27 protein-coding genes are annotated in these 24,801 nt (G+C 64.3%); 15 read left to right on the plus strand and 12 right to left on the minus strand.

Annotated elements, in window-relative coordinates:
- Nucleotides 1-19 precede the first annotated feature (19 nt).
- On the minus strand, nucleotides 20-307 hold the full coding sequence (gene gatC, locus O6P39_RS05180) for an Asp-tRNA(Asn)/Glu-tRNA(Gln) amidotransferase subunit GatC (RefSeq protein ID WP_275610339.1): 288 nt from the start codon (nucleotides 305-307) through the stop codon (nucleotides 20-22).
- Between the two features lie 239 nt (nucleotides 308-546).
- Between gatC and mreB the strand changes: the two genes are divergently transcribed.
- The 8 genes from mreB (at nucleotide 547) to tldD (ending at nucleotide 11,952) form a co-directional block, all read left to right on the plus strand.
- Nucleotides 547-1,584: a rod shape-determining protein MreB gene (gene mreB / locus O6P39_RS05185; RefSeq protein ID WP_017518164.1), complete on the plus strand. Its 1,038-nt coding sequence runs from the start codon at nucleotides 547-549 to the stop codon at nucleotides 1,582-1,584.
- 131 nt (nucleotides 1,585-1,715) lie between these two features.
- Entirely contained in the window at nucleotides 1,716-2,729 is a 1,014-nt protein-coding gene (mreC, locus tag O6P39_RS05190) for a rod shape-determining protein MreC (RefSeq protein WP_275610340.1), read from the plus strand.
- Entirely contained in the window at nucleotides 2,729-3,217 is a 489-nt protein-coding gene (mreD, locus tag O6P39_RS05195; protein WP_207883617.1) for a rod shape-determining protein MreD, read from the plus strand. Before mreC ends, mreD begins: the two co-directional genes overlap by 1 nt.
- Nucleotides 3,218-3,284: 67 nt before the next feature.
- Nucleotides 3,285-3,869 (plus strand): Maf family protein, encoded by a 585-nt coding sequence (locus tag O6P39_RS05200; protein WP_275610341.1) that lies wholly within the window; start codon nucleotides 3,285-3,287, stop codon nucleotides 3,867-3,869.
- 46 nt (nucleotides 3,870-3,915) lie between these two features.
- Nucleotides 3,916-5,373, plus strand: a complete 1,458-nt coding sequence (gene rng / locus O6P39_RS05205) for a ribonuclease G (RefSeq protein ID WP_275610342.1) — start codon at nucleotides 3,916-3,918, stop codon at nucleotides 5,371-5,373.
- Nucleotides 5,374-5,531: 158 nt separating this feature from the next.
- Nucleotides 5,532-9,338: a YhdP family protein gene (locus O6P39_RS05210; RefSeq protein ID WP_275610343.1), complete on the plus strand. Its 3,807-nt coding sequence runs from the start codon at nucleotides 5,532-5,534 to the stop codon at nucleotides 9,336-9,338.
- A 320-nt stretch (nucleotides 9,339-9,658) separates the two neighbouring features.
- Nucleotides 9,659-10,507: a carbon-nitrogen hydrolase family protein gene (locus tag O6P39_RS05215; protein WP_275610344.1), complete on the plus strand. Its 849-nt coding sequence runs from the start codon at nucleotides 9,659-9,661 to the stop codon at nucleotides 10,505-10,507.
- Nucleotides 10,508-10,509: 2 nt separating this feature from the next.
- The gene (gene tldD, locus O6P39_RS05220) at nucleotides 10,510-11,952 is read left to right on the plus strand and encodes a metalloprotease TldD (protein ID WP_275610345.1); all 1,443 of its coding nucleotides are present in this window, start codon (nucleotides 10,510-10,512) and stop codon (nucleotides 11,950-11,952) included.
- Between the two features lie 40 nt (nucleotides 11,953-11,992).
- Here tldD and yjgA read toward each other — a convergent pair whose 3' ends face one another.
- Complete coding sequence (gene yjgA, locus O6P39_RS05225) at nucleotides 11,993-12,517, minus strand: ribosome biogenesis factor YjgA (protein WP_275610346.1); 525 nt, start codon at nucleotides 12,515-12,517, stop codon at nucleotides 11,993-11,995.
- 121 nt (nucleotides 12,518-12,638) lie between these two features.
- On the opposite strand from yjgA, the gene pmbA reads away from it, so the two are divergent.
- Entirely contained in the window at nucleotides 12,639-13,988 is a 1,350-nt protein-coding gene (gene pmbA / locus O6P39_RS05230; RefSeq protein WP_275610347.1) for a metalloprotease PmbA, read from the plus strand.
- Between the two features lie 68 nt (nucleotides 13,989-14,056).
- Here the strand turns inward: pmbA and O6P39_RS05235 are convergent, their stop codons facing one another.
- The 10 genes from O6P39_RS05235 to O6P39_RS05280 all read right to left on the minus strand — a co-directional run bounded on the left by O6P39_RS05235 (nucleotide 14,057) and on the right by O6P39_RS05280 (nucleotide 21,152).
- Entirely contained in the window at nucleotides 14,057-14,329 is a 273-nt protein-coding gene (locus O6P39_RS05235; RefSeq protein ID WP_275610348.1) for an HPr family phosphocarrier protein, read from the minus strand.
- Between the two features lie 32 nt (nucleotides 14,330-14,361).
- Nucleotides 14,362-15,219 (minus strand): RNase adapter RapZ, encoded by an 858-nt coding sequence (gene rapZ, locus O6P39_RS05240; protein ID WP_275610349.1) that lies wholly within the window; start codon nucleotides 15,217-15,219, stop codon nucleotides 14,362-14,364.
- 2 nt (nucleotides 15,220-15,221) lie between these two features.
- A complete protein-coding gene (gene ptsN, locus O6P39_RS05245) occupies nucleotides 15,222-15,686 on the minus strand; it encodes a PTS IIA-like nitrogen regulatory protein PtsN (protein WP_275610350.1) in 465 nt (154 codons plus the stop codon).
- Nucleotides 15,687-15,695: 9 nt separating this feature from the next.
- On the minus strand, nucleotides 15,696-16,004 hold the full coding sequence (gene raiA, locus O6P39_RS05250) for a ribosome-associated translation inhibitor RaiA (protein ID WP_017518151.1): 309 nt from the start codon (nucleotides 16,002-16,004) through the stop codon (nucleotides 15,696-15,698).
- A 78-nt stretch (nucleotides 16,005-16,082) separates the two neighbouring features.
- A complete protein-coding gene (locus tag O6P39_RS05255) occupies nucleotides 16,083-17,582 on the minus strand; it encodes an RNA polymerase factor sigma-54 (RefSeq protein WP_275610351.1) in 1,500 nt (499 codons plus the stop codon).
- A 241-nt stretch (nucleotides 17,583-17,823) separates the two neighbouring features.
- On the minus strand, nucleotides 17,824-18,549 hold the full coding sequence (lptB, locus tag O6P39_RS05260; protein ID WP_275610352.1) for an LPS export ABC transporter ATP-binding protein: 726 nt from the start codon (nucleotides 18,547-18,549) through the stop codon (nucleotides 17,824-17,826).
- Entirely contained in the window at nucleotides 18,549-19,085 is a 537-nt protein-coding gene (lptA, locus tag O6P39_RS05265) for a lipopolysaccharide transport periplasmic protein LptA (RefSeq protein ID WP_275610353.1), read from the minus strand. The genes lptB and lptA overlap by 1 nt, the downstream gene beginning before the upstream one ends.
- A complete protein-coding gene (lptC, locus tag O6P39_RS05270; protein ID WP_275610354.1) occupies nucleotides 19,072-19,644 on the minus strand; it encodes an LPS export ABC transporter periplasmic protein LptC in 573 nt (190 codons plus the stop codon). The genes lptA and lptC overlap by 14 nt, the downstream gene beginning before the upstream one ends.
- 8 nt (nucleotides 19,645-19,652) lie before the next feature.
- On the minus strand, nucleotides 19,653-20,177 hold the full coding sequence (locus O6P39_RS05275; protein WP_275610355.1) for an HAD family hydrolase: 525 nt from the start codon (nucleotides 20,175-20,177) through the stop codon (nucleotides 19,653-19,655).
- The gene (locus O6P39_RS05280) at nucleotides 20,178-21,152 is read right to left on the minus strand and encodes a KpsF/GutQ family sugar-phosphate isomerase (RefSeq protein WP_275610356.1); all 975 of its coding nucleotides are present in this window, start codon (nucleotides 21,150-21,152) and stop codon (nucleotides 20,178-20,180) included.
- Nucleotides 21,153-21,392: 240 nt separating this feature from the next.
- Between O6P39_RS05280 and O6P39_RS05285 the strand changes: the two genes are divergently transcribed.
- From O6P39_RS05285 to O6P39_RS05310, 6 genes are all read left to right on the plus strand, one after another.
- Complete coding sequence (locus O6P39_RS05285; protein ID WP_275610357.1) at nucleotides 21,393-22,202, plus strand: ATP-binding cassette domain-containing protein; 810 nt, start codon at nucleotides 21,393-21,395, stop codon at nucleotides 22,200-22,202.
- Nucleotides 22,202-22,999 carry a lipid asymmetry maintenance ABC transporter permease subunit MlaE gene (mlaE, locus tag O6P39_RS05290; RefSeq protein WP_275610358.1) on the plus strand — a complete coding sequence of 266 codons (798 nt, stop codon included), beginning with the start codon at nucleotides 22,202-22,204 and terminating at the stop codon, nucleotides 22,997-22,999. The genes O6P39_RS05285 and mlaE overlap by 1 nt, the downstream gene beginning before the upstream one ends.
- Nucleotides 22,999-23,472: an outer membrane lipid asymmetry maintenance protein MlaD gene (gene mlaD, locus O6P39_RS05295; RefSeq protein WP_275610359.1), complete on the plus strand. Its 474-nt coding sequence runs from the start codon at nucleotides 22,999-23,001 to the stop codon at nucleotides 23,470-23,472. The genes mlaE and mlaD overlap by 1 nt, the downstream gene beginning before the upstream one ends.
- Nucleotides 23,473-23,483: 11 nt before the next feature.
- On the plus strand, nucleotides 23,484-24,134 hold the full coding sequence (locus tag O6P39_RS05300) for an ABC transporter substrate-binding protein (RefSeq protein WP_275610360.1): 651 nt from the start codon (nucleotides 23,484-23,486) through the stop codon (nucleotides 24,132-24,134).
- Nucleotides 24,131-24,439: an STAS domain-containing protein gene (locus O6P39_RS05305; protein ID WP_275610361.1), complete on the plus strand. Its 309-nt coding sequence runs from the start codon at nucleotides 24,131-24,133 to the stop codon at nucleotides 24,437-24,439. The genes O6P39_RS05300 and O6P39_RS05305 overlap by 4 nt, the downstream gene beginning before the upstream one ends.
- A gap of 111 nt (nucleotides 24,440-24,550) precedes the next feature.
- Nucleotides 24,551-24,790 carry a BolA family protein gene (locus O6P39_RS05310; RefSeq protein WP_275610362.1) on the plus strand — a complete coding sequence of 80 codons (240 nt, stop codon included), beginning with the start codon at nucleotides 24,551-24,553 and terminating at the stop codon, nucleotides 24,788-24,790.
- Nucleotides 24,791-24,801 lie beyond the last annotated feature (11 nt).

Below are 24,801 nucleotides of genomic sequence, written 5' to 3' on the forward strand. Positions count from 1 at the left end.
GTGTCCGTGTCCTTCTCGCTTACTCGATGACTTTCGGGACGAGGTAAAGCCCGTCTTCCACGGCCGGCGCGATGGCCTGGTAGGCGTCGCGGCGGTTCTCCTCGGTGACGGCGTCGGCGCGCAGGCGCTGCGTGGCTTCCAGCGGGTGGGCCAGGGGCTCCACGCCGTCGGTGTCGACGGCCTGCATGGCGTCGATCAGGCCGAGGATGTTGTTCAGGGTGTCGGTGGTGCGCGAAATGTCGGCTTCCTCCAGGCCCAGGCGGGCGAGGTGGGCGATCTTTTCCACGTCGGGGCGTTCAAGCGCCATCGGGGTCTCCAGCTAGAGCGGCCCGGTTCGAACTGGACCTGGCCGGAAGGATTTTGTGGGGCAGGGAACAGAACCCGCGGCGGACGGTCGAAGGCCGCTGGGACGGGCCTGCGGGCCCGAAAAACGAGGAATCTAGCATAAATTGCCGCCTTGCCCAAAACCCCCGTCATTGTTAGAGTTTGCCGCACTTTTTTACCCGCGCATTTTTCACCCACGCTCCACCTACGGGTTTCTTTCCAATGTTCAAAAAACTGCGTGGCATGTTTTCCAGTGATCTGTCGATCGACCTGGGCACTGCCAATACCCTTATTTATGTGCGCGAGCGCGGCATCGTCCTGAACGAACCGTCCGTGGTCGCTATTCGTAGCCACGGCAGCCAGAAGAGCGTGGTAGCGGTCGGTACCGAAGCCAAGCGCATGCTGGGCCGTACCCCGGGCAACATTGCCGCCATTCGTCCGATGAAAGATGGCGTGATCGCCGACTTCAGCGTCTGCGAGAAGATGCTGCAGTACTTCATCAACAAGGTTCACGAGAACAGCTTCCTGCAGCCCAGCCCGCGCGTGCTGATCTGCGTACCGTGCAAGTCCACCCAGGTGGAACGCCGCGCCATCCGTGAATCGGCCCTGGGCGCCGGCGCCCGTGAGGTGTATCTGATCGAAGAACCGATGGCCGCAGCCATCGGCGCCGGCCTGCCGGTGGAAGAGGCCCGTGGTTCCATGGTCGTCGACATCGGCGGCGGCACCACCGAGATCGCCCTGATCTCCCTCAACGGCGTGGTCTACGCCGAATCCGTCCGCGTCGGCGGCGATCGCTTCGACGAAGCCATCGTCACCTACGTGCGCCGCAACTACGGCAGCCTGATCGGCGAATCCACCGCCGAGCGCATCAAGCAGGAAATCGGTACCGCCTTCCCGGGCGGCGAAGTCCGCGAAGTCGACGTCCGTGGCCGCAACCTGGCCGAAGGCGTACCGCGCAGCTTCACCCTGAATTCCAACGAGGTGCTCGAAGCGCTGCAGGAATCCCTGGCAACCATCGTCCAGGCGGTCAAGAGCGCGCTGGAGCAGTCCCCGCCGGAACTGGCTTCCGACATCGCCGAGCGCGGCCTGGTGCTGACCGGTGGTGGCGCGCTGCTGCGCGACCTGGACAAGCTGCTGGCCCAGGAAACCGGCCTGCCGGTGATCGTCGCCGAAGACCCGCTGACCTGCGTGGCTCGTGGCGGCGGCAAGGCGCTGGAAATGATGGACCGTCATTCGATGGACCTGCTTTCCACCGAATAAGGTGGGGAGTCCTGTAGAGGTCGGTTGACGTTTAGCCCAGGCGGGTGAAACTTCAACCGACTTTGCACAGCTAGGAGCCGGTCATCAAACCGATATTCTCCAAAGGGCCCTCGCTGGGCGCGCGCCTGCTGGTGCTCGCTGTCCTGTCGGTCGCCTTGATGGTGGTCGACGCCCGCTTCGATTATCTGAAACCGGTACGCAGCCAGATGGGGCTCGTGCTGAGTCCGTTCTATGGCATCGCCGACTTCCCCGTTCGTGCCTGGGAAGGCGTGCGTGACCAGTTCACCAGCCGCAGCGAGCTGCTGGCCGAAAACGAGCGCCTGAAGGCTGAGCAACTGCTGATGCAGCGCCGCCTGCAGAAGCTGGCCACTCTGACCGAACAGAACGTTCGCCTGCGCGAGTTGCTCAACTCCTCCGCGCTGGTCGACGACAAGGTGCTGGTGGGCGAACTGATTGGCGTTGACCCGAACCCCTTCACCCAGCGCATCCTGATCGACAAGGGCGAGAAGGACGGCGTGTTCCAGGGCCAGCCGGTGCTCGATGCCAGCGGCCTGATGGGCCAGGTGGTCGAGGTGATGCCGTACACCGCGCGCGTGCTGCTGCTGACCGATACCACCCACAGCATTCCGGTGCAGGTGAACCGCAATGGCCTGCGCGCCATCGCCGTGGGCACCGGTAACCCGGAGCGCCTGGAACTGCGCTACGTGGCCGATACCGCCGACATCAAGGAAGGCGACCTGCTGGTCAGCTCCGGCCTGGGTCAGCGCTTCCCGGCCGGCTATCCGGTGGCTACCGTCAAGGAAGTGCTGCACGATACCGGCGGGCCGTTTGCCACTATCCGTGCCGTGCCGACCGCGAAGATGAACCGCAGCCGCTACGTTCTGCTGGTCTTCACCGACAGCCGCACCCCCGAGCAGCGCGCCACCGATGCCGCCGAGGCGCAGGCCGAGGCCGACCGCAAGGCCGCCGAATCCACGGCTCCTGCTCAACCTGGAGCAGCCGCTCCGGCGCAGGATGCCACTCACCCGGCCACTCCGGCGGCCCCGGCTGCGCAGCCGGCGCATCCAGCCGGTGCGAATGGCGCCGCGCCTGCTGTCCCGGTAGCCCCGGCTGCGGCGCAGCCCGAAGCAAGGAATCGCCACTGATGGCCACCCAAGGCTCGCGAAACGGCTGGGCGATCTGGCTCAGCCTGCTTCTGGCGCTGTTGCTCTCCGTCGCACCGATGCCCAGCTTCATGGAGATCGGCCGCCCGCTCTGGCTGGCGATGTTCCTGACTTACTGGGTGCTCTACCTGCCGCACAAGGTCGGCATGCTCAGCGCCTGGGTACTGGGGCTTGCCGAGGACGTGCTGTACGGCACCCTGCTGGGACAGAACGCACTGATCCTCAGCCTGATCATTTTCCTGGTGCTATCGCTGCACCAGCGTTTGCGGATGTTCCCCATCTGGCAGCAATGCCTGGTGTTGCTGGTGGTGTTCGGCCTGGCGCAACTGGTCCAGCTGTGGATCAGCGCATTGACCGGCAATCGCCCCCCGACCCTGGTGTTCCTGTTGCCGGCGCTGGTCAGTGGCCTGCTCTGGCCCTGGGTCTATACGCTGCTCCGGGCCCTGCGTCTGCGCCTGAACATCAACTGAGGCCCCGCTGCGGGGCGTTTCGTCGGGCTTGGCGCCAGTCGCGCCGGGCCGGCTTCGGGAGTCTCTGATGTCCCAGTTGTACCTCGCTTCCAGCTCGCCGCGCCGCCGCGAGCTGCTGACCCAGATCGGCCTGCCGTTCCATATCGTGCCCGCCTCCGTCGACGAGACGCCGCAAGCCGGTGAGTCGGCCGTCGCCTATGTCGAGCGCCTGGCGCGCGAGAAGGCCCTGGCGGGTCTGCATTTCCTGGCGCAGCGGGCGGATGTCTGCGTGCTGGGAGCCGATACCGCCGTTGTGCTCGATGGACGCATCCTCGGCAAGCCGGCCGATCGTGCCGAAGCGCTGGGCATGCTGCAGGCGCTCTCCGGCCGCGAGCACGAGGTGCTCACCGCGGTGGCCGTGGCCAATCGCGACCGCTGCGAGGCGAGAGTGGTGAGCAGTCGCGTGACCTTCCGAAGCGTTTCGATGGAAGAGGCCGAACGCTACTGGGAGACTGGCGAGCCCCATGACAAGGCCGGTGGCTATGCTATCCAGGGGCTCGCGGCGGTGTTCGTGAGCCGGGTGGAAGGCAGCTACAGCGCCGTAGTCGGCCTGCCACTGTGCGAAACTGCGGCATTGCTGGCTGACTTCTCCATCCCTTGCTGGCAGTCTTGATCACGAAGTAGCGCTGCACGACTCCGGGCGCGATAAGGAAGGGCGCATGAGCGAAGAGATCCTGATCAATATCACGCCGATGGAATCGCGCGTGGCGGTGGTGGAGAACGGCGTCCTGCAGGAGGTCCACGTCGAGCGCACGCTGCGCCGCGGGATCGTCGGCAACATCTACAAGGGCAAGGTCGTGCGCGTGCTGCCGGGCATGCAGGCGGCCTTCGTCGACATCGGCCTCGAGCGCGCGGCCTTCATTCACGCGGCGGAGATATCCACCCGCGAAGGCAGCGCCGTGGAGAGCATCAGCGCCCTGGTGCACGAAGGCCAGAGCCTGGTGGTGCAGGTCACCAAGGACCCCATCGGTACCAAGGGCGCGCGCCTGACCACCCATCTGTCGATTCCCTCGCGCTACCTGGTCTACATGCCGCGCACCAGCCACGTCGGCATTTCCCTGAAGATCGAAGACGAAGTCGAGCGCGAGCGCCTCAAGCAGGTGGTGGCCAAGTGCGTTGCGGCCGAAGGCATCGTCGAACAGGGTGGTTTCATCCTGCGCACTGCCGCCGAGGGGGCCGGGGAGGACGAGATCCTTGCCGACATCCGCTATCTGCGCCGCCTGTGGGACCAGATTGCCGCACAGATCCAGACCGTCGGCGCGCCGACGCTGATCTACGAGGACCTGTCCCTGGCCTTGCGCACCCTGCGCGACCTGGTCAATCCGCGCATCGAGAAGATCCGCGTCGATTCCAGGGAGAACTTCCAGAAAATCACGCAGTTCGTCGAAGAACTGATGCCGGAAATCGCCGATCGCCTGGAGCATTATCCCGGCGAGCGGCCGATCTTCGACCTGTACGGGGTCGAGGATGAGGTGCAGAAGGCGCTGGAGCGCAAGGTTCTGCTCAAGTCCGGCGGCTACCTGATCATCGACCCGACCGAGGCGATGACCACCATCGACGTGAACACCGGCGCCTTCGTCGGCCATCGCAACCTCGAAGAAACCATCTTCAAGACCAACCTCGAGGCCGCCACCGCCATCGCCCGCCAGCTGCGCCTGCGCAACCTGGGCGGGATCATCATCATCGACTTCATCGACATGGAAGACGAGGAGCACCGCCGCCAGGTCCTGCGGACCCTGGAGAAGCAGCTCGAACGTGACCATGCCAAGACCAACATCATTGGCATCACCGAGCTGGGCCTGGTGCAGATGACCCGCAAGCGCACCCGCGAAAGCCTGGTGCAGGTGCTCTGCGAGCCCTGCCCGAGCTGTCAGGGGCGCGGCATGCTGAAGACCGCCGAGACCATCTGCTACGAGATCTTCCGCGAAATCCTCCGCGAGGCCCGCGCCTATCAGGCCGATTCTTACCTGGTGCTGGCTAACCAGAAGGTGGTCGATCGCCTGCTCGACGAGGAGTCGGGCAACGTTGCCGATCTGGAAGTCTTCATCGGCCGCACCATCAAGTTCCAGGTCGAGGCCATGTATTCCCAGGAACAGTACGACGTTGTCCTGCTTTGAGAGGCAGGTCCCAATGTCTTGGCTTTACATGGAATGCCGCTCTGGAACGGGCGGTTGCGGAGCTTTCTCTGACGCACACTGTCAGACGGGGTTCGCTACTGCATGGCTGGGAACCAGCACGATGACCGTTTACCTTCTGCCACGAGCGCCTGCCTGACATGGGGCGCCTGTTCGCCGCGTCGCTGCGCGTGTTCCTGGGGCTGCTGGCCCTGGGGCTGGTGCTGCTTGCGCTGTACGTCAGCCTGGGGCGCCAGCTGGTGCCGCTGGTGGCCGAGTACCGTGACGAGTTGGCGCAGAAGGCCAGTGCCCAGCTCCGCCTGCCGGTGACCATCGGCGGGCTCGAAGGTCACTGGCAGGACTTCGGTCCGATCATCGTGGTCCGCGATATCCAGCTGGGCGCTGGCAACGATGCGCTGCGCCTGGAGCGCGTGCACCTGACGCCGGACTTGCTCGGCAGCCTGATGGCGCGCCAGCCGCGCATCGACAGCCTGGAGCTGGAGGGCCTGCAGCTCACCCTGCGGGAAGACGAGCAGGGCCAGTGGCATGCCGACGGGCTGCCCAGCCACGGTGACAGCGATCCGCGCCAGCTGGTCGATCTCCTGCTGGCGCCGCGCCGCCTGTCGCTGATGGACAGCCAACTGACCGTGCTGCCGCAGGGCGCGGAGCCCCTCTCGCTGAGTTATGTCGGCATGACGCTTCACAGCGGCAGTCGTCAGCATCTCGATGTGCGGTTCACGTTGCCGGGCGGTGAGCCGGTCGCGGCTCGGCTGGACGCCCGCCTGAATCGCGACGACTGGCGGCAGAGCTCGGCGCAGGCCTACCTGAGCCTGCCGCAGACGGATTGGTCGAGGTGGCTGCCCGAGCGCCTGACCGGTGCCTGGAGGCTCTCCGAGCTCAAGGCTGGCGGCGAGTTCTGGGCCAGCCTCGAAAAGGGGGTACCGGTATCGGGTGTAGCGCGCCTCAACGCGCCGTCGATCAAGGCTGCGCTGGGCGAACAGAAACCGGTCAGTGTGAGCGACCTGGGCGTGAGCCTGTATTACCAGCGCAATGGCGAGGACTTCGACCTGCGCGTTGCCGACCTGGCAGCCAACCTGGGTGATATCCGCTGGGGTGAGGTGGAGCTGTCGCTGACGCGGCGGATGAAGGACGAGGAGCACTGGCAGCTACGGGCCGATCGCCTCGATCTGACCCCGCTGGGCCCGATGATCACTGCCCTGGCGCCATTACCGGACGCCGCCATCGCCTGGTTGCAGGGCCTGAAACCGCACGGCGTGCTGCACAACGTCAATTTCGACTACTGGCCGCAGCGCGCCGGCGCCGAACGCGTCGCCTACGCCGCCAACCTGGAGAAGGTCGGCGTCAGTGCCTTCCATGACGTGCCCGCAGTGGACAACGTCGACGGTACCTTCAGCGGCAACCTTGGCGGCGGCACGCTGGATGCCAATGCCCAGGACTTCATGCTGCACCTGGCGACCCTGTTCCCTGAACCCTGGCATTACCGCACCGCCCACGCGCGGCTGTTCTTCCAGTTGAACGACGAGGCTTTCACCCTCGGTAGCCACCTGATGCAGGTCGAAGGCGAGGAGGGCACTCTTGCCGGTGACATGCTGATCCGCCTGATGCGTGATCCGACACTGGAGGACTACATGGACCTGCGCGTCGGCATGAGTAACGGCGATGCGCGTTTCACCAGCAAGTACCTGCCCACCGTCATTCCGCAGATGAGCAAGGACCTTGCCGCCTGGCTCAAGGGTTCGATCAAGAGCGGGCGTATCGAGCAGGGCTACTTCCTCTGGCAGGGCTCGCTGCAGAAGGGCGCGGCGCCCGAGGCGCACGCGATGAGTCTGTATTTCAAGGTCCACGACGGCGTGCTCGACTACCAGCCGGGCTGGCCGGGGCTGAGCAAGGCCGAAGGCGAGGTGCGGGTCGAGGACAGCGGTGTGAGCATTACCGCGCGCTCCGGCCAGATACTGCAAAGTCAGGTTCGCGATGTGTCGGTGGAGATTCCCCACGTGCCGAGCGGCGAGGTTTCCCATCTGCACGTCGACGGCGATATCGACAGCAGCCTCGGAGACGGCCTGAAAATCCTCCAGGATTCGCCCATCGGTGCTCAGCACACCTTCGAGGGGTGGAGCGGCGACGGCAAGCTGGCAGGCCACCTCAAGCTGGATATCCCGCTGGCCAAGGAACAGGCCCGGCAGGCGCGGGTCATTGTTGACTTCGCCACTGACTCCGCGCGGCTGAAGATCGCCAAGCCCGAGCTCAATCTCGAGCAGCTCAAGGGCAAGTTCCGCTACGACACCGACAGCGGCCTGAGTGCGCAGAACGTCGCGGCCCAGGCCCTGGGGACCAGGATTACCGGTAGCATCCGTGCTGAAGGACGCAGTGGCGATCCGCGCACCCGGGTGTTGGTGGGTGGGCAGATGCCGATGAAGGCGCTGCTGGACTGGGGCAAGGTGCAGAAGCAGCTGCCAGTTGACGGCCGCGTGCCGTTCCAGCTCAATCTCCTGTTGGCGGGCAAGGACAGTCAACTGCAGGTCGCCTCCAACCTGCAGGGGGTGACCATCGATCTTCCGGCGCCGTTGGGCAAGACGGCCACCGAGACCCGTGACAGCGAATGGCGCATGACCCTCGACGGCGCTGAGCGGCGTTACTGGGCAACCTATGGCGACCGCGCCAGCCTGGCCTATGCCGCGCCGGCGGACAATCCGCTCGCAGGGCGAGGCGTATTGCGCCTGGGCGGCGATCCGGCGGTGCTGCCGAATTGGAGTGGCGTGCAAGTGCGCGGCCGCATCGATGAAGTGGATGCCGATGCCTGGCAGGCGGTCTTCAAGAAGTACGCCAACAGCGGCGTCGAAGGCGCATCCGGCTTGCTGCGCGGCGCCGATCTGCAGATCGGACGCTTCAAGGGCTTTGGCCAGAGCCTGGACAATCTTGGTGTCGACCTCGCGCGGGTCGATAGCAGCTGGCAGCTGGGCCTGGTCAGCTCGTTGGTGTCTGGCAAGATCACCTTGCCCGATGGCGGCAGCCGGCCGATCCAGGTCCAGCTCGATCGTATCGATCTGCCCAAGGGCGAAGCCATCGACTCGCCTGGCGCGGTGGAAGCGCCTGATTCCATGGCCAACATCGACCCGCGTACGCTGCCGGCGATGGATGTGTCGATCCGTCAGGTCAGCAAGGCCGGCAAGCCAGTCGGCGCCTGGAGCTTCAACCTGCGACCGACCCCTACCGGCACCAGCTTCAACAATGTGGCGCTCGACCTGCGAGGCCTGGAGCTCAAGGGCACCTTGCGCTGGGACGGCATGGCTGGTTCGTCGCGCAGCAGCTTCAACGGGCGCCTGGACGGCAAGAACCTTGCCGATGTGCTCAAGGCCTGGGATTTCGCGCCCAGCGTCACCAGCGAGCGCTTCCGCGTCGACATCAACGGCAACTGGCCGGGATCGCCGGCAGCGCTGAACTTGCGGCGCTTTGGCGGCAGTATCGATGCCAGCCTGCGCAAGGGCCAGTTCGTCGAAGTGGAAGGCGGCGCCAACGCCCTGCGCGTATTCGGCCTGCTCAACTTCAACGCCATCAACCGCCGCTTGCGCCTGGACTTCTCCGACCTGCTGGGCAAGGGGTTGAGCTATGACCGGGTGAAGGGCGTGCTCACGGCCACCGATGGCGTCTACTTCACCCGCGAGCCGCTACGCCTGGACGGTCCGTCGAGCAACCTGGAGCTGAACGGGACGCTGGACCTGGCCCATGACCAGATCGACGCCAAGCTGCTGGTGACCTTGCCGGTGACCAACAACTTGCCACTGGCGGCCCTGATCGTCGGTGCTCCCGCCGTGGGCGGCGCGCTGTTCGTGGTGGACAAGCTGCTGGGCGACAAGGTATCTCGCTTCGCCAGCGTGCAGTACAGCGTGAGAGGGCCGTGGCAGAGCCCCGCCATCACCTTCGAGAAGCCCTTCGAAAAACCCCATTGAGCAGAGTGTCCGGTGTTCGGTTAGCATGAACCCAGGACTCAGCCGGAGCCCAGGGCCTGCTCCCGTTTCGACGCGACCGCGCCGGAGCCGCATTTTGCGCAGGGCAAGGCACGAGGAGGGTGGTTTGGTGATTCCAAATGAGCGACGAGTAACGCGGCACTGCGCAAAATGCGGTCCGTCCCTTCGGGTTGCGCGGCAAATCACGCCATGCGTCGTTGCGGGACTTGAAAAGGGAATGACCATTTCCTGCGTCCCACGCCTAGCCTGGCGTGATTTGACGCAGCAACGCGGTTCTCGTCGAAATGGGAGCAGGCCCTGATATGTCCATCGCAGTCATCCAGATGGTCAGCCAGGACGATGTCCTGGCCAATCTCGCCGCCGCCCGTCGCTTGCTGGAACAGGCTGCCCGTGGTGGCGCGCGCCTTGCCGTCCTGCCGGAAAACTTTGCCGCCATGGGCCGTCGCGATCTTGCTGATCTCGGCCGTGCCGAGGCGCAAGGGTACGGGCCGATCCTGCCCTGGTTGAAAAGCACCGCCCGTGACCTCAGGTTGTGGATAGTCGGCGGAACCCTGCCACTACCGCCTGCTGGCCAACCGGAGGCCAAGGCCAACGCCTGTTCGCTGCTGATCGACGATCAGGGCGAGGTGGCGGCGCGCTACGACAAGCTGCACCTGTTCGACGTGGATGTCGCCGACGCCCGTGGCCGCTATCGTGAGTCGGATGACTACGCCTTCGGCCAGCGCGTGGTGGTGGCCGACACACCGGTCGGGCGCCTGGGGCTGACGGTCTGCTACGACCTGCGCTTCCCCGAGCTCTACACCGCACTGCGCGAGGCCGGCGCGGAACTGATCAGCGCACCGGCGGCCTTCACCGCGGTGACCGGAGCAGCGCACTGGGAAGTGCTGGTCCGCGCCCGCGCCATCGAGACCCAGTGCTACCTGCTGGCGGCCGGGCAGGGTGGCACACATCCCAAAGGTCGGGAAACCTGGGGGCAATCGGCGATTGTCGATCCCTGGGGGCGTATCCTGGCTGAACAGGCCAAGGGCGAGGCCGTGCTGCTGGCCGAGCGGGACAGCGAGGAACAGGTGGCGGTCCGGCAGCGTATGCCGATTGCCCGGCACAGACGATTTTTCCCGCCGGTCGAACCGCGACCGGCGCGTACGGAGTAGATATGAGCGAACTGTTGTCATCCGTCAGCCAGCACCTGCTGGCCCCTGGTGGTCTGGACATCGAGCGGTTGTCGCCGGTGCTGCATGAACTCAGCGGTCCGGGTATCGATGCGGCCGACCTGTACTTCCAGAGCCAGGTGTCCGAGTCCTGGATGCTCGAAGACGGCATCGTCAAGGAAGGCAGTTTCCACATGGACCAGGGCGTCGGCGTGCGTGCGCAGTCCGGCGAGAAGACCGGCTTTGCCTACAGCAACGCCATCACCCATGAGGCGCTGATCCAGGCTGCCCAGGCGGCGCGCTCGATTTCCCGCGCCGGACAGAATGGCAAGGTGCAGGCGTTCAACGCCGTGGTGCCGCAACGCCTGTATGCCGGCGAGAACCCACTGGACGTGCTCAGCCGCGCTGAAAAGGTGGAGTTGTTGCAGAAGATCGATGCCGCGACCCGCGCCCTCGACCCGCGCATCCAGCAGGTCACCGTGAGCCTCGCTGGTGTCTGGGATCAGGTATTGGTCGCCGCGACGGATGGCTCGCTGGCGGCGGATATCCGTCCGCTGGTGCGCTTCAACGTCAGCGTCATCGTCGAACAGAACGGCCGTCGCGAGCGTGGTGGCCACGGCGGCGGCGGACGTACGGATTACCGCTACTTCCTCCAGGAAGACCGGGCCATGGGCTACGCCCGCGAGGCGCTGCGCCAGGCGCTGGTCAACCTGGAAGCCGTTCCCGCGCCGGCCGGCAGCCTGCCGGTGGTGATGGGCGCCGGCTGGTCCGGCGTGCTGCTGCACGAAGCGGTGGGCCACGGCCTGGAAGGCGACTTCAACCGCAAGGGCAGTTCGGCCTACAGCGGCCGCATCGGTGAGCAGGTCGCTTCCAGCCTGTGCACCATCGTCGACGATGGCACCCTGGCCGGCCGTCGTGGTTCGCTGTCGGTGGACGACGAAGGCACGCCGACGAACTGCAACGTGCTGATCGAGAACGGCATCCTCAAGGGCTACATGCAGGACAAGCTCAATGCCCGCCTGATGGGCGTGGCGCGCACCGGCAACGGTCGCCGCGAGTCCTATGCGCACCTGCCGATGCCGCGCATGACCAACACCTACATGCTGGCCGGGCAGAGCGAGCCGGAAGAGATCATCGCCAGCGTCGAGCGCGGCATCTACTGCGCCAACCTAGGTGGCGGCCAGGTGGACATCACCAGTGGCAAGTTCGTCTTCGCCACCAGCGAGGCTTACCTGATCGAGAACGGCAAGATCACCCGCCCGGTGAAGGGCGCGACCCTGATCGGCAACGGTCCGGAAGTGATGAGCCGGGTGTCCATGGTCGGCAATGACCTGGCGCTGGACAGCGGCGTGGGCACCTGCGGTAAGGACGGCCAGTCCGTGCCGGTCGGTGTCGGTCAGCCGACCCTGAAGATCGACGCCATCACCGTCGGCGGCACGGGCGCCTGAGGCCGTTGCGGGCAGGGCTGGAGACGAAGGACGCGGCCGCTCAGCGCAGGCCGCGTTTGAGTTCGTCCAGCTCGCGGATGTACTTGAAGATCTTCCGCGCCGCCGCCGGAGGCTTGTTGTGAGCGGCCTCATGCTGGGCGTGGCGGATCAGCTGCAGCAGGTGCTGCCGGTCGCTTTCCGGGTATTCGCCGAAGAACGCGGCGAGTGCGTCGTCGCCACCGCTGATGAGGCGGTCGCGCCAGCGCTCCAGGGCGTGGAAGCGTTCGTTGTACTGGCGGGTGGAGCTGTCTACCTGTTCCAGCAGGGCAACGATGGCGTCGATGTCCTGATCGCGCATCAGTTTGCCGATGAACTGCCGGTGGCGCTTCTTGGCGGCGTTGGCCTTGTGCTTGGGTGCTTCGTCCAGTGCGCGGCGCAGTGGATCGGTCAGCGGCATGCGGTCCAGCAGGTCCGGCTTGAGCGTCGTCAGGCGCTCGCCGAGGTCCTGCAGGGCGTGCAGCTCGCGTTTGACTTGCGACTTGCTCTTCTCTTCGAAGAGGGAGTCGTCATCGTGAATTTCAGCCATGGCGGGGGTCTCGTTGAAAACGCCGCCATGATAACGAGTCGAGGGCCGCTTGTCCGGCCCGAGCAGGTCGCCGAAGCCCAAGAGGGCGTAGCGGCCGGTACATGAACAGGAGAGGCACGTAATGAGCGAACACAACCCGGCGGTCAGCCCGGACGTCCTTCCCGAGCTGCGCGAGCAGGTCGAGCGGATCATTGCCGAGGCTTCCCGGCAGGGCGCCAGCGCCTGCGAGGTGGCGGTTTCGGTGGAGCAGGGATTGTCCACTTCGGTACGCCAGGGCGAGGTGGAGACCGTCGAGTTCAACCGCGACCAGGGGTTCGGTATCACCCTGTACGTCGGCCAGCGCAAAGGCTCGGCCAGCACCTCGGCCACCGGCGCTGACGCCATTCGCGAAACCGTGGCGGCGGCGCTGGCCATCGCCAAGCACGCTTCCGAGGACGATTGCGCCGGGCTCGCCGATCCGGCGCTGATGGCCCGGAATCTGCCGGACCTGGACCTGTACCACGCCTGGTCGATCACCCCGGATCAGGCGGTGGAGCGCGCGCTGGCCTGCGAAGCGGCGGCCTTCGCCGCGGATGCGCGGGTGACCAAGGCCGATGGCACCACGGTGAACACTCACCAGGGCTGCCGCGTTTACGGCAACAGCCACGGCTTCGTCGGCGGCTACGCCAGCACCCGGCACAGCCTGAGCTGCGTGATGATCGCCGAAGGCCAGGGGCAGATGCAGCGGGACTACTGGTATGACGTCAACCGCCGTGGTGATCTGCTGGCGAGTTCCGAGTCGATCGGCCGTCGTGCTGCGGAGCGTGCCGCCAGTCGCCTGGGCGCGCGGCCGGTGGCTACCGCCGAGGTTCCGGTGCTGTTCGCGCCGGAGGTCGCGGTGGGGCTGTTCGGTCACTTCCTGTCGGCGATTTCCGGCGGCAGCCTGTACCGCAAGTCGTCGTTCCTCGAAGGTACCCTGGGGCAGCGTCTGTTCCCCGAGTGGCTGACCCTCGATGAGCGCCCGCTGCTGGCCGGAGCGCTGGGCAGTGCATCATTCGATAACGACGGCCTGGCCACTTATGCCAAACCCTTCGTCGAAGGCGGCGATCTGGTTTCCTACATCCTCGGCACCTACTCCGGCCGCAAGCTGGGCATGCCCAGCACCGCCAATGCCGGCGGTGTGCACAACCTGTTCGTCAGCCATGGTGACGAGGACCAGGTGGCGCTGATCCGTCGCATGGGCCGCGGCCTGTTGGTGACGGAGCTGATGGGGCAGGGCGTGAACCTGGTGACCGGCGACTATTCCCGTGGTGCGGGCGGTTATTGGGTGGAGAATGGCGAAATCCAGTTCCCGGTGCAGGAAGTCACCATTGCGGCGAACCTGCGCGATCTGTTCCGCAATATCGTGGCCATTGGCAATGACGTGGAGTTCCGCGGCAACCTGCACACCGGCTCGGTGCTGGTTGAGCGCATGACCGTCGCCGGCAACTGATATTGCTGCCCATGAAAAAGCCCGCCATCTGGCGGGCTTTTTCATTCGTGTAGAGCCGCTCCTGGCGCTTACTCGCCTTCGTCGAAGTAGTTGTTGATCAACTCGGCCAGTGCGCCCAACGCCTCATTTTCCTGCTCGCCTTCCGCGGCAATGTGCAGGTTGGTGCCCTTGCCGGCGGCCAGCATCATCACTGCCATGATGCTCTTGCCGTCGACGGTGCTTTCCGGGTTGCGCCCCACGCGAATCTGGCAGGGGTATCGTCCCGCGACGCCGACGAATTTGGCCGCCGCACGGGCGTGCAGACCAAGCTTGTTGATGATGGTGATTTCAAGGGCGGGCATCGCGAGGGGCTGTCCTTTGTTGTGTGTTGCTACTAGCTCAGGTCGCGGTGGCGAATCTGCACGTTGGTGAGGGTTTCCTTGAGGGCCTTGCCAATGCGCTCGGCCAGGTAGGTCGAGCGGTGCTGGCCACCGGTACAGCCGATGGCAATGGTGACATAGGCCCGGTTACTCGCGGCGAAGCGCGGCAGCCATTTGTTCAGGTAGCCGAGGATGTCCTGATACATCTCCTCGACGTCGGGTTGTGCGGCCAGGTACTCCTGAACATCCGCATCAAGCCCGGTGTGCTCGCGCAGTTCGGGTTTCCAGTAGGGGTTGGGCAGGCAGCGCACGTCGAACACCAGGTCGGCGTCCACCGGCATGCCGCGCTTGAAGCCGAAGGATTCGACCAGGAAGGCGGTGCCCAGTTCTGGCTTGTTCAGCAGGCGCAGCTTGAGCACGTCGCGCAGCTGATAGAGGTTCAGATGTGTGGTGTTGAGCTTGAGGTCGGCCAGGTCGGCAATCGGCGCCAACAGATGGGCCTCGTCGGCGATGGCTTCGGCCAGCGAGCGGCTGTCGGTGGTCAGGGGGTGCCGGCGGCGCGTCTCGGAGAAGCGTTTGAGCAGGGTTTCATCATCGGCATCGAGGTACAGCACATCGCACTGGATGTGCTTGTCGCGAGCCTCCTGTAGCAGTTCGGGGAAGCGCTGCAGCTGGCTGGGCAGGTTGCGTGCGTCGATGGAGACGGCTACCTGCGGGTGAAGCAGTTCGGTATGCAGCAGTGCGCGTTGTGCAAGGTCCGGGAGCAGGCTGGCGGGCAGGTTGTCGATGCAGTAGAAACCGTTGTCTTCGAGCACGTTGAGCGCGGTGCTCTTACCCGAGCCGGAACGTCCGCTGATGATGATCAGGCGCATGATCAGTGGCCGTTCTGGAAGTCCACGACGATCCGGTACAGCTCCTCGCCGTTGGCGGCGTGGCGCAGGCGGTCACGGACGTCGGAACGGTCGAGCATGGAAGCGATCTGGCGGAGCAGTTCCAGGTGCTCTTCGGTGGCGGCTTCGGGCACCAGCAGGACGAATACTAGGTCGACCGGCGCGCCGTCGAGGGCATCGAAGTCAACCGGATGGTCCAGGTGCAGGATGGCGCTGATGGGGGACTTGCAGCCAGGAAGGCGGCAATGCGGAATGGCGATGCCATTGCCGAAACCAGTGGAGCCCAGGCGTTCCCGGGCCACCAGATTTTCAAAGATGTCTTGCGCGTCGAAACCTGGCAGCTCGCGAGCTACCAGGTTTGCGATTTGTTCAAGGACGCGTTTTTTGCTGCCGCCCGGCACGTTCACCAGGGAACGGCCGGGGGTCAGGATTTGCTCAAGTCGAATCATAGGGAGGGGTTAACGAACACCAACTCCCTGCTGGCGTTCGAGGTATTTTTCCTTGTGCTTGATCAGTTGGCGGTCGAGCTTGTCAGTGAGCAGGTCGATGGCCGCATACATGTCTTCATGTTCGGCACAGGCCACTACTTCGCCACCTGCGATGTGCAGGGTGGCTTCGATTTTCTGCTTTAGCTTCTCGACCTCCATGATGACCTGAACATTGGTGATCTTGTCGAAGTGGCGCTCCAGTCGTCCGAGTTTTTCGCCGACATAGTCGCGCAGGGCGTCGGTCACATCCAGTTGATGTCCACTGATGTTGACTTGCATACCGCTTTCTCCTTATTGCCCGTGTGTAAGTGGCAGGTTAGGTGGCCTGCCGCCGGAACACTTTGGCGTGGATCAACGTCATACCAGTCGCTTGCGTTCGCTGGAGGGAGCAATCCCTAAGGACTCCCGGTACTTGGCGACGGTGCGACGTGCCACTTGAATGCCCTGTGCCTCCAGTAAACCAGCGATCTTGCTGTCGCTCAATGGCTTTTTCGGACTTTCCGCCGCGACCAGTTTCTTGATGATCGCGCGGATGGCGGTGGACGAGCATTCGCCGCCCTCGGAGGTGCTGACGTGGCTGGAGAAGAAGTACTTCAGCTCGAAGATGCCACGCGGGGTGTGCATGAATTTCTGCGTGGTGACGCGCGAGATGGTCGACTCGTGCATGCCCACGGCTTCGGCGATGTCGTGCAGGACCAGCGGTTTCATCGCTTCCTCGCCGTATTCGAGGAAACCACGTTGGTGCTCGACGATCTGGGTCGCCACCTTCATCAGCGTCTCGTTGCGGCTCTGCAGGCTCTTGATGAACCAGCGCGCTTCCTGCAGCTGGTTGCGCATGAAGGTGTTGTCGGCGCTGGAGTCGGCGCGGCGCACCAGGCCTGCGTACTGCGAGTTGACCCGCAGGCGCGGCACCGCTTCCTGGTTCAGTTCCACCAGCCAGCGTTCGTTATGCTTCCGGACGATGACATCCGGCACCACGTACTCGGCCTCGCCGGACTCGATCTGCGAGCCGGGACGCGGGTGCAGCGACTGAATCAGCTCGATGGTTTCGCGCAGCTCGTCTTCCTTGAGCTTCATGCGCCGCATCAGCTGGCTGTAGTCGCGGCTGCCGAGCAGGTCGAGGTGGTCGGAGACCAGCTTCTGGGCTTCGTTCAGCAGGTAGGTGTTGGCCGGCATCTGGCGCAGCTGCAGCAGCAGGCATTCGCGCAGGTTGCGCGCGCCAACGCCGGCGGGCTCCATCTGCTGCACGCGGCGCAGGACGACTTCCACTTCGTCCATCTCCACGCCCAGTTCGGGATCGATGGAGGCGAGGATGTCGTCGAGGGATTCTTCGAGGTAACCGTCGTTGTTGATGCCGTCGATGATGCTCAGGCCGATCAGGCGGTCGGTGTCGGACATCGGGGCCAGGTTGAGCTGCCAGAGCAGGTGGCTCTGCAGGCTTTCACCGGCGGAGGTGCGGGCGGTGAAGTCCCACTCGTCATCGTCGCTGGCGGGCAGGCTGCTGGCGCTGGTCTGGTAGATGTCTTCCCAGGCGGTATCGACCGGCAGCTCGCTGGGAATGCGCTCGGCCCACTGGTCCTCGTCGAGGCTGTCGGCAGTGGGCGTGGTGCTTTCCTGATAGTTGTCCTGGATGTTGCTGCTGGCGGTGGGGGCGGACTCGGCGCCATCGGCCATGGGGTCGCTGTTGTCGTAGTCCTCGCCGTCTTCCTGGCGCTCCAGCATGGGGTTGGACTCCAGGGCTTCCTGGATTTCCTGCTGCAGGTCCAGCGTGGAGAGCTGGAGCAGTCGGATGGCCTGTTGCAGCTGCGGAGTCATCGTCAGCTGCTGGCCCATCTTGAGGACGAGCGATGGTTTCATGGCTGGAACTAGGCACCTTGTTCGCTGGCGCAGCAAGCGCCATATCCACGACTACGGACGCCGGGGCGCCGCGAGGAAGCAAATTATATGCCTGAGTCTGGACGCTTTGCCTAGGGTCTGTCGACCTTTCGTTACAACCTGATTATCGGGCGATTTCGAGGCGGCCCGACACGCGGCGCCGGATGCAGGTCCGGGCCGTTAGCGGGGGAGGCGCGGCGCCGCCTGGAGGGCGGTCGCTGGGTCAGAGGCGGAACTCGTGACCCAGATAGACTTCCTTCACCAGATCGTTGGCGAGGATGGTCTCGGCGCTGCCTTCGGCGATCAGTTGACCGTCGTTGACGATGTAGGCGGTTTCGCAGATATCCAGCGTCTCGCGGACGTTGTGGTCGGTGATCAGTACACCGATACCCTTGGCCTTTAGGTGATGGATGATCTGCTTGATGTCGCCGACGGAGATCGGGTCGACGCCGGCGAAGGGTTCATCCAGCAGGATGAACTTCGGCGAACTGGCCAGGGCGCGGGCGATTTCCACGCGACGCCGCTCGCCACCGGACAGGCTCATGCCGAGGTTGTCGCGGATGTGGTGGATGTGGAATTCCTCGAGCAGGCCCTCCAGGGCTTCCTGGCGGCCGCTGCGATCCAGGTCGCTGCGGGTTTCGAGGATCGCGCTGATGTTGTCGGCCACCGATAGCTTGCGGAAGATCGAGGCTTCCTGCGGCAGGTAGCCGATGCCGGCACGGGCGCGGCCGTGCATGGGCAGGTGGGTCACGTCCTGGTTGTCGATACGGACCACACCCTGGTCTGCACGGACCAGGCCTACGATCATGTAGAAGCAGGTGGTCTTGCCCGCTCCGTTGGGGCCGAGCAGGCCGACGATCTGTCCGCTGTCGATGCTCATGCTGACATCGCGGACCACTTGCCGGCTTTTGTAGCTCTTGGCGAGGTGCTGGGCGGTGAGCGTAGCCATTACTGCGCTTGATCCTGCTTTTTCTTGGGCTGGATGACCATGTCGATACGCGGGCGCGGCGTGGTCACCTGGGCGCCAGTGGCGCGGCCTGCGTTGACGATCTGGCGCTGGGTGTCATAGACGATCTTCTCGCCTTCGAAGGTGTTGCCTTCCTGGATCACCTTGGCCTGGTCGATCAGTACGACGCGGTTCTGGGTGACGAAATACTGGATCGTCAGGCCATAGGCCTTGGTGATCTCTTTCTCCGGCGAAGGCTTCTGCTCGAAGTAGGCGGGCTTGCCTACCGAGGTCACGACCTCGATATCGCCGTTCTTGTTCTGCTTGAGCGTGACAGTGTTGCCGGTCAGCTTCATGCTGCCCTGGGTCACCACCACGTCACCGCGGTAGACGGCAACGCCTTGCTTGTCGTCCAGTTCGGCGCTGTCGGCCTGGACGCGGATGGGCTGTTCCCGGTCGGTGGGAAGGGCCCATGCGGCGGAGCTGCCGATGGCGGCGGCGAGGCTGAGGAGAAGGGGGAGGGTGTTAACGAGCCTCATGCTGACCTCTTACGTTGGACAGCAGGAGCATCCGGCTGTCTTTCAGATACGCTTTCATTCCAACAGCCGTGGTCACACCGTTGGGTTCGGTGATTTTCACGGGCTGGTCAGTCTGCGCATAGTCCTTGTCCGGGAACACCGTCATCCGGCTAGTGTTGAGCAGCAGCGTGCGCTGTTGCGCATCGGTGCGCGCCACGCGCACGTCGTCGATCAACTCGACCTGCTTGCCCTCGGGGCCGACTTCGGCGCGAACGCTCTGGACATGCCACGGCTGCGGTTCCTGTACGCGGTAGAAGTACAGGTCCGGCGTGGTGACCATGGTCACGTCGGTCGCTTTCAGGTGTTCCAATTTGTCTGCGGTCATCTCGTAGGCGAGCGTACCGTCGACGCGGTACTGCACGCTGTGGGCGTTGACCGCGTAGAAATCGATGGCGTCGTTGGTCTGCGACTTGAACTGGCGCTCGTTGAAGTCCAGGCGGACGTTCCAGTAGTAGCCGAGTGCAATCAGCAGGACGGCGATCAGGGCGAGCAACAGCTTCTGGCGGAGTGTCTTGGGCATGTTCAGCTCTAGAGGTACGCGTTCTGGGCAGCTTCGAGATTGCCCTGGGCGCGCAGGATCAGCTCGCAGAACTCGCGGGCCGCACCTTCGCCGCCACGTGCCTGGGTGACACCATCGGCGTGCTGGCGGACGAATGGGTCGGCGCTGGCCACTGCCATGCCCAGGCCGGCGCGGCGAATGGCGGGCAGGTCGGGCAGGTCGTCACCCAGGTAGGCGACTTCCTCATAGCCTAGACCGAGTTCGGCGAGCAGTTCATCGAGGGCGACCAGCTTGTCTTCACGCCCCTGGAACAGGTGGGTGATGCCCAGGTTCTTGGCCCGGCGCTCGACCACCGGGCTCGAGCGGCCGGTGATGATCGCGGTGCGCACGCCGGAGGCCATGAGCATCTTGATTCCATGGCCGTCCAGAGTATTGAAGGTCTTGAATTCGCCGCCGTCGGGCAGGAAGTAGAGCTTGCCGTCGGTCAGCACGCCGTCGACGTCGAAGACCGCCAGGCGAACGGCCTTGGCGCGCTGCAGCAGGTCGGCGCTCATTCAGATCACTCCCGCGCGGGTCAGGTCGTGGATGTGCAGGACGCCCACCGGACGATCTTCCTCATCGACCACGACGAGGACGCTGATCTTGTGGTCATCCATGATTTTCAAGGCTTCGGCGGCCAGCATGTCGGGACGCGCGGTCTTGCCGTGGACGGTCATGACCTGGTCGATGCTCACCTGGCGCACGTCCAGACCCTTGTCCAGGGTGCGGCGCAGGTCGCCGTCGGTAAAGATGCCGGCCAGCGTGCCCGCATCGTTGAGGACGATGGTCATGCCCAGGCCCTTGCGGGTCATTTCCAGCAGCGCGCCGCTGAGCGAGGTGCCCTGCAGCACCTGGGGCAGCTCCTCGCCGACGTGCATCACGTTCTCGACCTTGAGCAGCAGGCGGCGGCCCAGCGCACCACCGGGGTGCGAGAAGGCGAAGTCCTCGGCGGTAAAGCCGCGGGCTTCCAGCAGGGCGATGGCCAGGGCGTCGCCGAGCACCAGCGACACCGTGGTCGACGAAGTGGGGGCGAGGTTCAGCGGGCAGGCTTCCTGCTCGACGCTGGCGTCCAGGTTGACCACCGCGGCCTTGGCCAGCGGCGACTCCGGATTGCCGGTCATGCTGATCAGGGTGATGCCCAGGCGTTTGATCAGGGGCAGCAGGGTGACGATTTCAGCGGTCGAGCCGGAGTTGGACAGCGCGATGACCACGTCGTCACGGGTGATCATGCCCATGTCGCCATGGCTGGCTTCAGCCGGGTGGACGAAGAATGCCGGTGTGCCGGTGCTGGCCAGGGTGGCGGCGATCTTGTTGCCGACGTGCCCGGACTTGCCCATGCCGACCACTACCACGCGACCGGTGCAGGCCAGCAACAGCTCGCAGGCCTGGGTGAAGTTCGCGCCGATGCGCGCCAGCAGTGAGTCCACGGCGTCGCGCTCAAGACGGATAGTGCGTTGCGCCGAGTGGATGAAATCGTGTTTCTGGCTCATGTTCGAAAGGCGTGGGGCGAAATGAAGGGCGAGATTATAACGGGAAAGTGCCAAACGCTCATTACACACATTCTTAATGTGAGCGTATTTTGCTGAACATTGCCTTAACGACCCCTGTGCAGGCCTTGGGGCGCGGCTTGCCGGGGTGCTATAGTTCGCGGCCGTTCGGCCTGTCACGCCGGGCCGTGCTCTCGTCGTGGGGGTGGGCTACAGGGACAGTGCCGTGATGCAAGGAGTTCTATGAGCACGAACGACCAATACGCTGTCGAGTTGAAGGGGCTGACCTTCAGGCGCGGCCAGCGTGCGATTTTCGATAACGTGGACATCCGCATCCCGCGCGGCAAGGTCACCGGGATCATGGGGCCCTCGGGTTGCGGCAAGACCACCCTGTTGCGGCTTATTGCCGCCCAGCTGCGCCCGTCGAAGGGCGAAGTGTGGGTCAACGGGCAGAACCTCCCCACGCTGGGGCGCAGCGACCTGTTCGACATGCGCAAGCAGTTCGGCGTGCTGTTCCAGAGCGGTGCGTTGTTCACCGACCTGGATGTCTTCGAGAACGTCGCCTTCCCGCTGCGGGTGCATACCCAGCTTCCTGAAGAGATGATTCGTGACATCGTCCTGATGAAGTTGCAAGCCGTGGGTCTGCGCGGGGCGGTGGAGTTGATGCCGGACGAGCTGTCCGGCGGCATGAAGCGCCGCGTGGCGCTGGCGCGGGCGATCGCGCTGGATCCGCAGATCCTCATGTACGACGAGCCTTTCGTGGGGCAGGACCCGATCGCCATGGGCGTTCTGGTGCGCCTGATCCGCCTGCTCAACGATGCGCTGGGCATCACCAGTATCGTGGTATCCCACGACCTGGCGGAGACCGCCAGCATCGCCGACTACATCTATATTGTCGGCGACGGCCGCGTGCTGGGGCACGGGACGCCGGATCAGTTGCAGCAGCTCGACGATGCGCGCGTGCGCCAGTTCATGAAGGGCATCCCCGACGGTCCCGTGCCGTTCCATTATCCTGCCCGCGATTATCGCGTCGATCTGCTGGGAGAACGCTGATGCGCAAGATTTCACAGCTCGAGCGAATTCGTCTGCTCGGGCGCGCTGGCCTCGATGTCCTGGAGGCGCTCGGCCGTTCGACCCTGTTCCTGGTGCATGCGATCTTCGGTCGTGGCGTTCACAGCGGTGCCTTCCAGTTGCTGGTCAAGCAGCTGTACTCCGTCGGTGTGCTGTCGCTGGCGATCATCGTGGTGTCCGGGCTGTTCATCGGCATGGTGCTTGCCCTGCAGGGCTACAACATCCTGGTGAGCTATGGTTCCGAGCAGGCGGTTGGCCAGATGGTGGCCTTGACCCTGTTGCGTGAACTGGGGCCGGTGGTGACGGGTCTGTTGTTCGCGGGGCGTGCCGGTTCGGCGCTGACCGCCGAAATCGGCAACATGAAGTCCACTGAACAGCTGTCGAGCCTGGAGATGATTGGCGTCGATCCGCTCAAGTACATCATTGCGCCGCGCCTGTGGGCCGGTTTCATCTCCATGCCTCTGCTGGCGACTATCTTCAGTGTCGTCGGCATCTGGGGTGGGGCAATGGTCGCGGTGGACTGGCTGGGCGTATACGAAGGTTCCTACTGGTCGAACATGCAGAACAGCGTGCTGTTCACCAAGGACGTCCTCAATGGTGTGATCAAGAGCGTGGTGTTCGCCTTCGTGGTGACATGGATCGCCGTCTTCCAGGGCTATGACTGCGAGCCCACCTCGGAAGGTATCAGTCGCGCAACGACGCGCACCGTAGTCTATGCCTCCCTGGCCGTGCTGGGGTTGGACTTCATCCTGACCGCTTTGATGTTTGGAGACTTCTGATGCAAACCCGCACCCTGGAAATCGGTGTAGGCCTGTTCATTCTGGCCGGTCTGCTGGCCCTGCTGCTGTTGGCCCTGCGGGTCAGCGGTCTGACCATCGGCAACACGGGCGACACCTACAGGCTGTATGCCTATTTCGACAATATTTCCGGCGTTACCGTGCGTGGCAAGGTGACCATGGCTGGCGTGACCATCGGCAAGGTCACCGCGATCGACCTGGATCACGACACCTACCGCGGTCGCGTGACCATGGAAATCAACCGCCAGGTGAACAACCTGCCGGACGATTCCACCGCATCCATCCTCACCGCAGGTCTCCTGGGTGAGAAGTACATCGGTATCAGCGTCGGCGGCGACGAGGAGTTGCTCAAGGACGGCGATACCATCAAGGACACCCAGTCCGCCCTGGTGCTCGAAGACCTGATCGGCAAATTCCTGCTGAATTCGGTCAACAAAGACGACTCGAAGAAATGAGGATTGATTCCATGTTGAAAACCTTGCGTCGTGGCCTTCTGGTCGTGCTCGCCATGCTGCCGCTGTTCGCTCAGGCCGAGCAGACCGCACAGCAAGTGGTACAGCAGACCGTCGACAGCCTGCTGACTGATCTGAAAACCAACAAGGCCAACTACAAGGCCAATCCCCAGGCGTTCTACGACACCCTGAACCGCATTCTCGGCCCGGTGGTGGATTCCGAGGGCATCGCCAAGGGCGTGATGACCGTCAAGTATTCGCGCGGCGCCACTCCGGAGCAGATCAAACGCTTCGAGGAAGCCTTCAAGAGCAGCCTGTTCCAGTTCTACGGCAATGCCCTGCTGGAGTACGACAACCAGACCATTCGCGTGCTGAACACCGGCAAGCAGGACCAGGACCGCGCGTCGGTGAACATGGAAGTGGTCGGTACCAATGGTGCCGTCTATCCGGTGCAGTACACCATGGTCAACCAGGGCGGCAACTGGCGTCTGCGTAACGTGATCATCAACGGCATCAACATCGGCAAGCTGTTCCGCGACCAGTTCGCCGACTCCATGCAGAAGAACCGCAATGACCTGGAGAAGACCATCGCTGGCTGGGGCCAGGTGGTTGCCAATGCCCAGGAAGCGGCCAAGGGCCAGAAGCCGGAAGGCGGCGCCCAATGAGCCAAGGCAGCATCACGCAGCGCGCCGATGGCGAGCTCGCGCTGGCCGGTGTGCTGGATTACAGCACCGGGCCTGCGCTGCGCGAGCAGGGCGGTTGCCTGATCGCCGCGAGCAAGGCCGGCGCCCTGCGCCTGGACTGCTCGGCAGTGGAGCGTTCCAGCAGCGTCGGTTTGTCGCTGCTGCTGTCCTTCACCCGTGATGCGCGCAAGGCCGGCAAGACGCTGCAGATCGTCGGAATGCCCAACGACATGCAGGAAATCGCCAAGGTTGGCGGTCTCCTGGAGATCCTGCCGCTGCAGCACTGACGTACGAAGCAAAGCCCTCCGTCCGCGACTTCCCCTGGCGGGGTTCGCAGGCGGGGGGCTTTTTTGTATCATGGCCGACCCGCGCGCGTAGGGCGCCGAACGAGGTTGAGCATGCAGGCCGTAGAAGTCAAAAACTTCCTGGAATCGAAACTGTCAGGTACCCAGGTTGAAGTGGAAGGTGAAGGCTGCAACTTCCAGTTGAACCTGATCAGTGACGAACTGGCCGGCCTGAGCCCGGTAAAACGTCAGCAGCAGATCTATGCCCACCTGAACGAGTGGATCGCCTCCGGCGCCATCCATGCCGTCACCATGAAATTCTTCAGCCGCGCCGCCTGGGCCGAGCGTTCCTGAGCCCACGGGGA

Source organism: Pseudomonas sp. PSE14, assembly GCF_029203285.1.
Classification (GTDB): Bacteria; Pseudomonadota; Gammaproteobacteria; order Pseudomonadales; family Pseudomonadaceae; genus Pseudomonas.

Bases quoted from the DNA above. Each gene is read 5' to 3' on its own strand.
- gatC (WP_275610339.1), bottom strand. From the start codon at position 307: ATGGCGCTTGAACGCCCCGACGTGGAAAAGATCGCCCACCTCGCCCGC.
- mreB (WP_017518164.1), top strand. From the start codon at position 547: ATGTTCAAAAAACTGCGTGGCATGTTTTCCAGTGATCTGTCGATCGAC.
- mreD (WP_207883617.1), top strand. From the start codon at position 2,729: ATGGCCACCCAAGGCTCGCGAAACGGCTGGGCGATCTGGCTCAGCCTG.
- O6P39_RS05200 (WP_275610341.1), top strand. From the start codon at position 3,285: ATGTCCCAGTTGTACCTCGCTTCCAGCTCGCCGCGCCGCCGCGAGCTG.
- rng (WP_275610342.1), top strand. From the start codon at position 3,916: ATGAGCGAAGAGATCCTGATCAATATCACGCCGATGGAATCGCGCGTG.
- O6P39_RS05210 (WP_275610343.1), top strand. From the start codon at position 5,532: ATGGGGCGCCTGTTCGCCGCGTCGCTGCGCGTGTTCCTGGGGCTGCTG.
- O6P39_RS05215 (WP_275610344.1), top strand. From the start codon at position 9,659: ATGTCCATCGCAGTCATCCAGATGGTCAGCCAGGACGATGTCCTGGCC.
- tldD (WP_275610345.1), top strand. From the start codon at position 10,510: ATGAGCGAACTGTTGTCATCCGTCAGCCAGCACCTGCTGGCCCCTGGT.
- yjgA (WP_275610346.1), bottom strand. From the start codon at position 12,517: ATGGCTGAAATTCACGATGACGACTCCCTCTTCGAAGAGAAGAGCAAG.
- pmbA (WP_275610347.1), top strand. From the start codon at position 12,639: ATGAGCGAACACAACCCGGCGGTCAGCCCGGACGTCCTTCCCGAGCTG.
- O6P39_RS05235 (WP_275610348.1), bottom strand. From the start codon at position 14,329: ATGCCCGCCCTTGAAATCACCATCATCAACAAGCTTGGTCTGCACGCC.
- rapZ (WP_275610349.1), bottom strand. From the start codon at position 15,219: ATGCGCCTGATCATCATCAGCGGACGTTCCGGCTCGGGTAAGAGCACC.
- ptsN (WP_275610350.1), bottom strand. From the start codon at position 15,686: ATGATTCGACTTGAGCAAATCCTGACCCCCGGCCGTTCCCTGGTGAAC.
- raiA (WP_017518151.1), bottom strand. From the start codon at position 16,004: ATGCAAGTCAACATCAGTGGACATCAACTGGATGTGACCGACGCCCTG.
- O6P39_RS05255 (WP_275610351.1), bottom strand. From the start codon at position 17,582: ATGAAACCATCGCTCGTCCTCAAGATGGGCCAGCAGCTGACGATGACT.
- lptB (WP_275610352.1), bottom strand. From the start codon at position 18,549: ATGGCTACGCTCACCGCCCAGCACCTCGCCAAGAGCTACAAAAGCCGG.
- lptA (WP_275610353.1), bottom strand. From the start codon at position 19,085: ATGAGGCTCGTTAACACCCTCCCCCTTCTCCTCAGCCTCGCCGCCGCC.
- lptC (WP_275610354.1), bottom strand. From the start codon at position 19,644: ATGCCCAAGACACTCCGCCAGAAGCTGTTGCTCGCCCTGATCGCCGTC.
- O6P39_RS05275 (WP_275610355.1), bottom strand. From the start codon at position 20,177: ATGAGCGCCGACCTGCTGCAGCGCGCCAAGGCCGTTCGCCTGGCGGTC.
- O6P39_RS05280 (WP_275610356.1), bottom strand. From the start codon at position 21,152: ATGAGCCAGAAACACGATTTCATCCACTCGGCGCAACGCACTATCCGT.
- O6P39_RS05285 (WP_275610357.1), top strand. From the start codon at position 21,393: ATGAGCACGAACGACCAATACGCTGTCGAGTTGAAGGGGCTGACCTTC.
- mlaE (WP_275610358.1), top strand. From the start codon at position 22,202: ATGCGCAAGATTTCACAGCTCGAGCGAATTCGTCTGCTCGGGCGCGCT.
- mlaD (WP_275610359.1), top strand. From the start codon at position 22,999: ATGCAAACCCGCACCCTGGAAATCGGTGTAGGCCTGTTCATTCTGGCC.
- O6P39_RS05300 (WP_275610360.1), top strand. From the start codon at position 23,484: ATGTTGAAAACCTTGCGTCGTGGCCTTCTGGTCGTGCTCGCCATGCTG.
- O6P39_RS05305 (WP_275610361.1), top strand. From the start codon at position 24,131: ATGAGCCAAGGCAGCATCACGCAGCGCGCCGATGGCGAGCTCGCGCTG.
- O6P39_RS05310 (WP_275610362.1), top strand. From the start codon at position 24,551: ATGCAGGCCGTAGAAGTCAAAAACTTCCTGGAATCGAAACTGTCAGGT.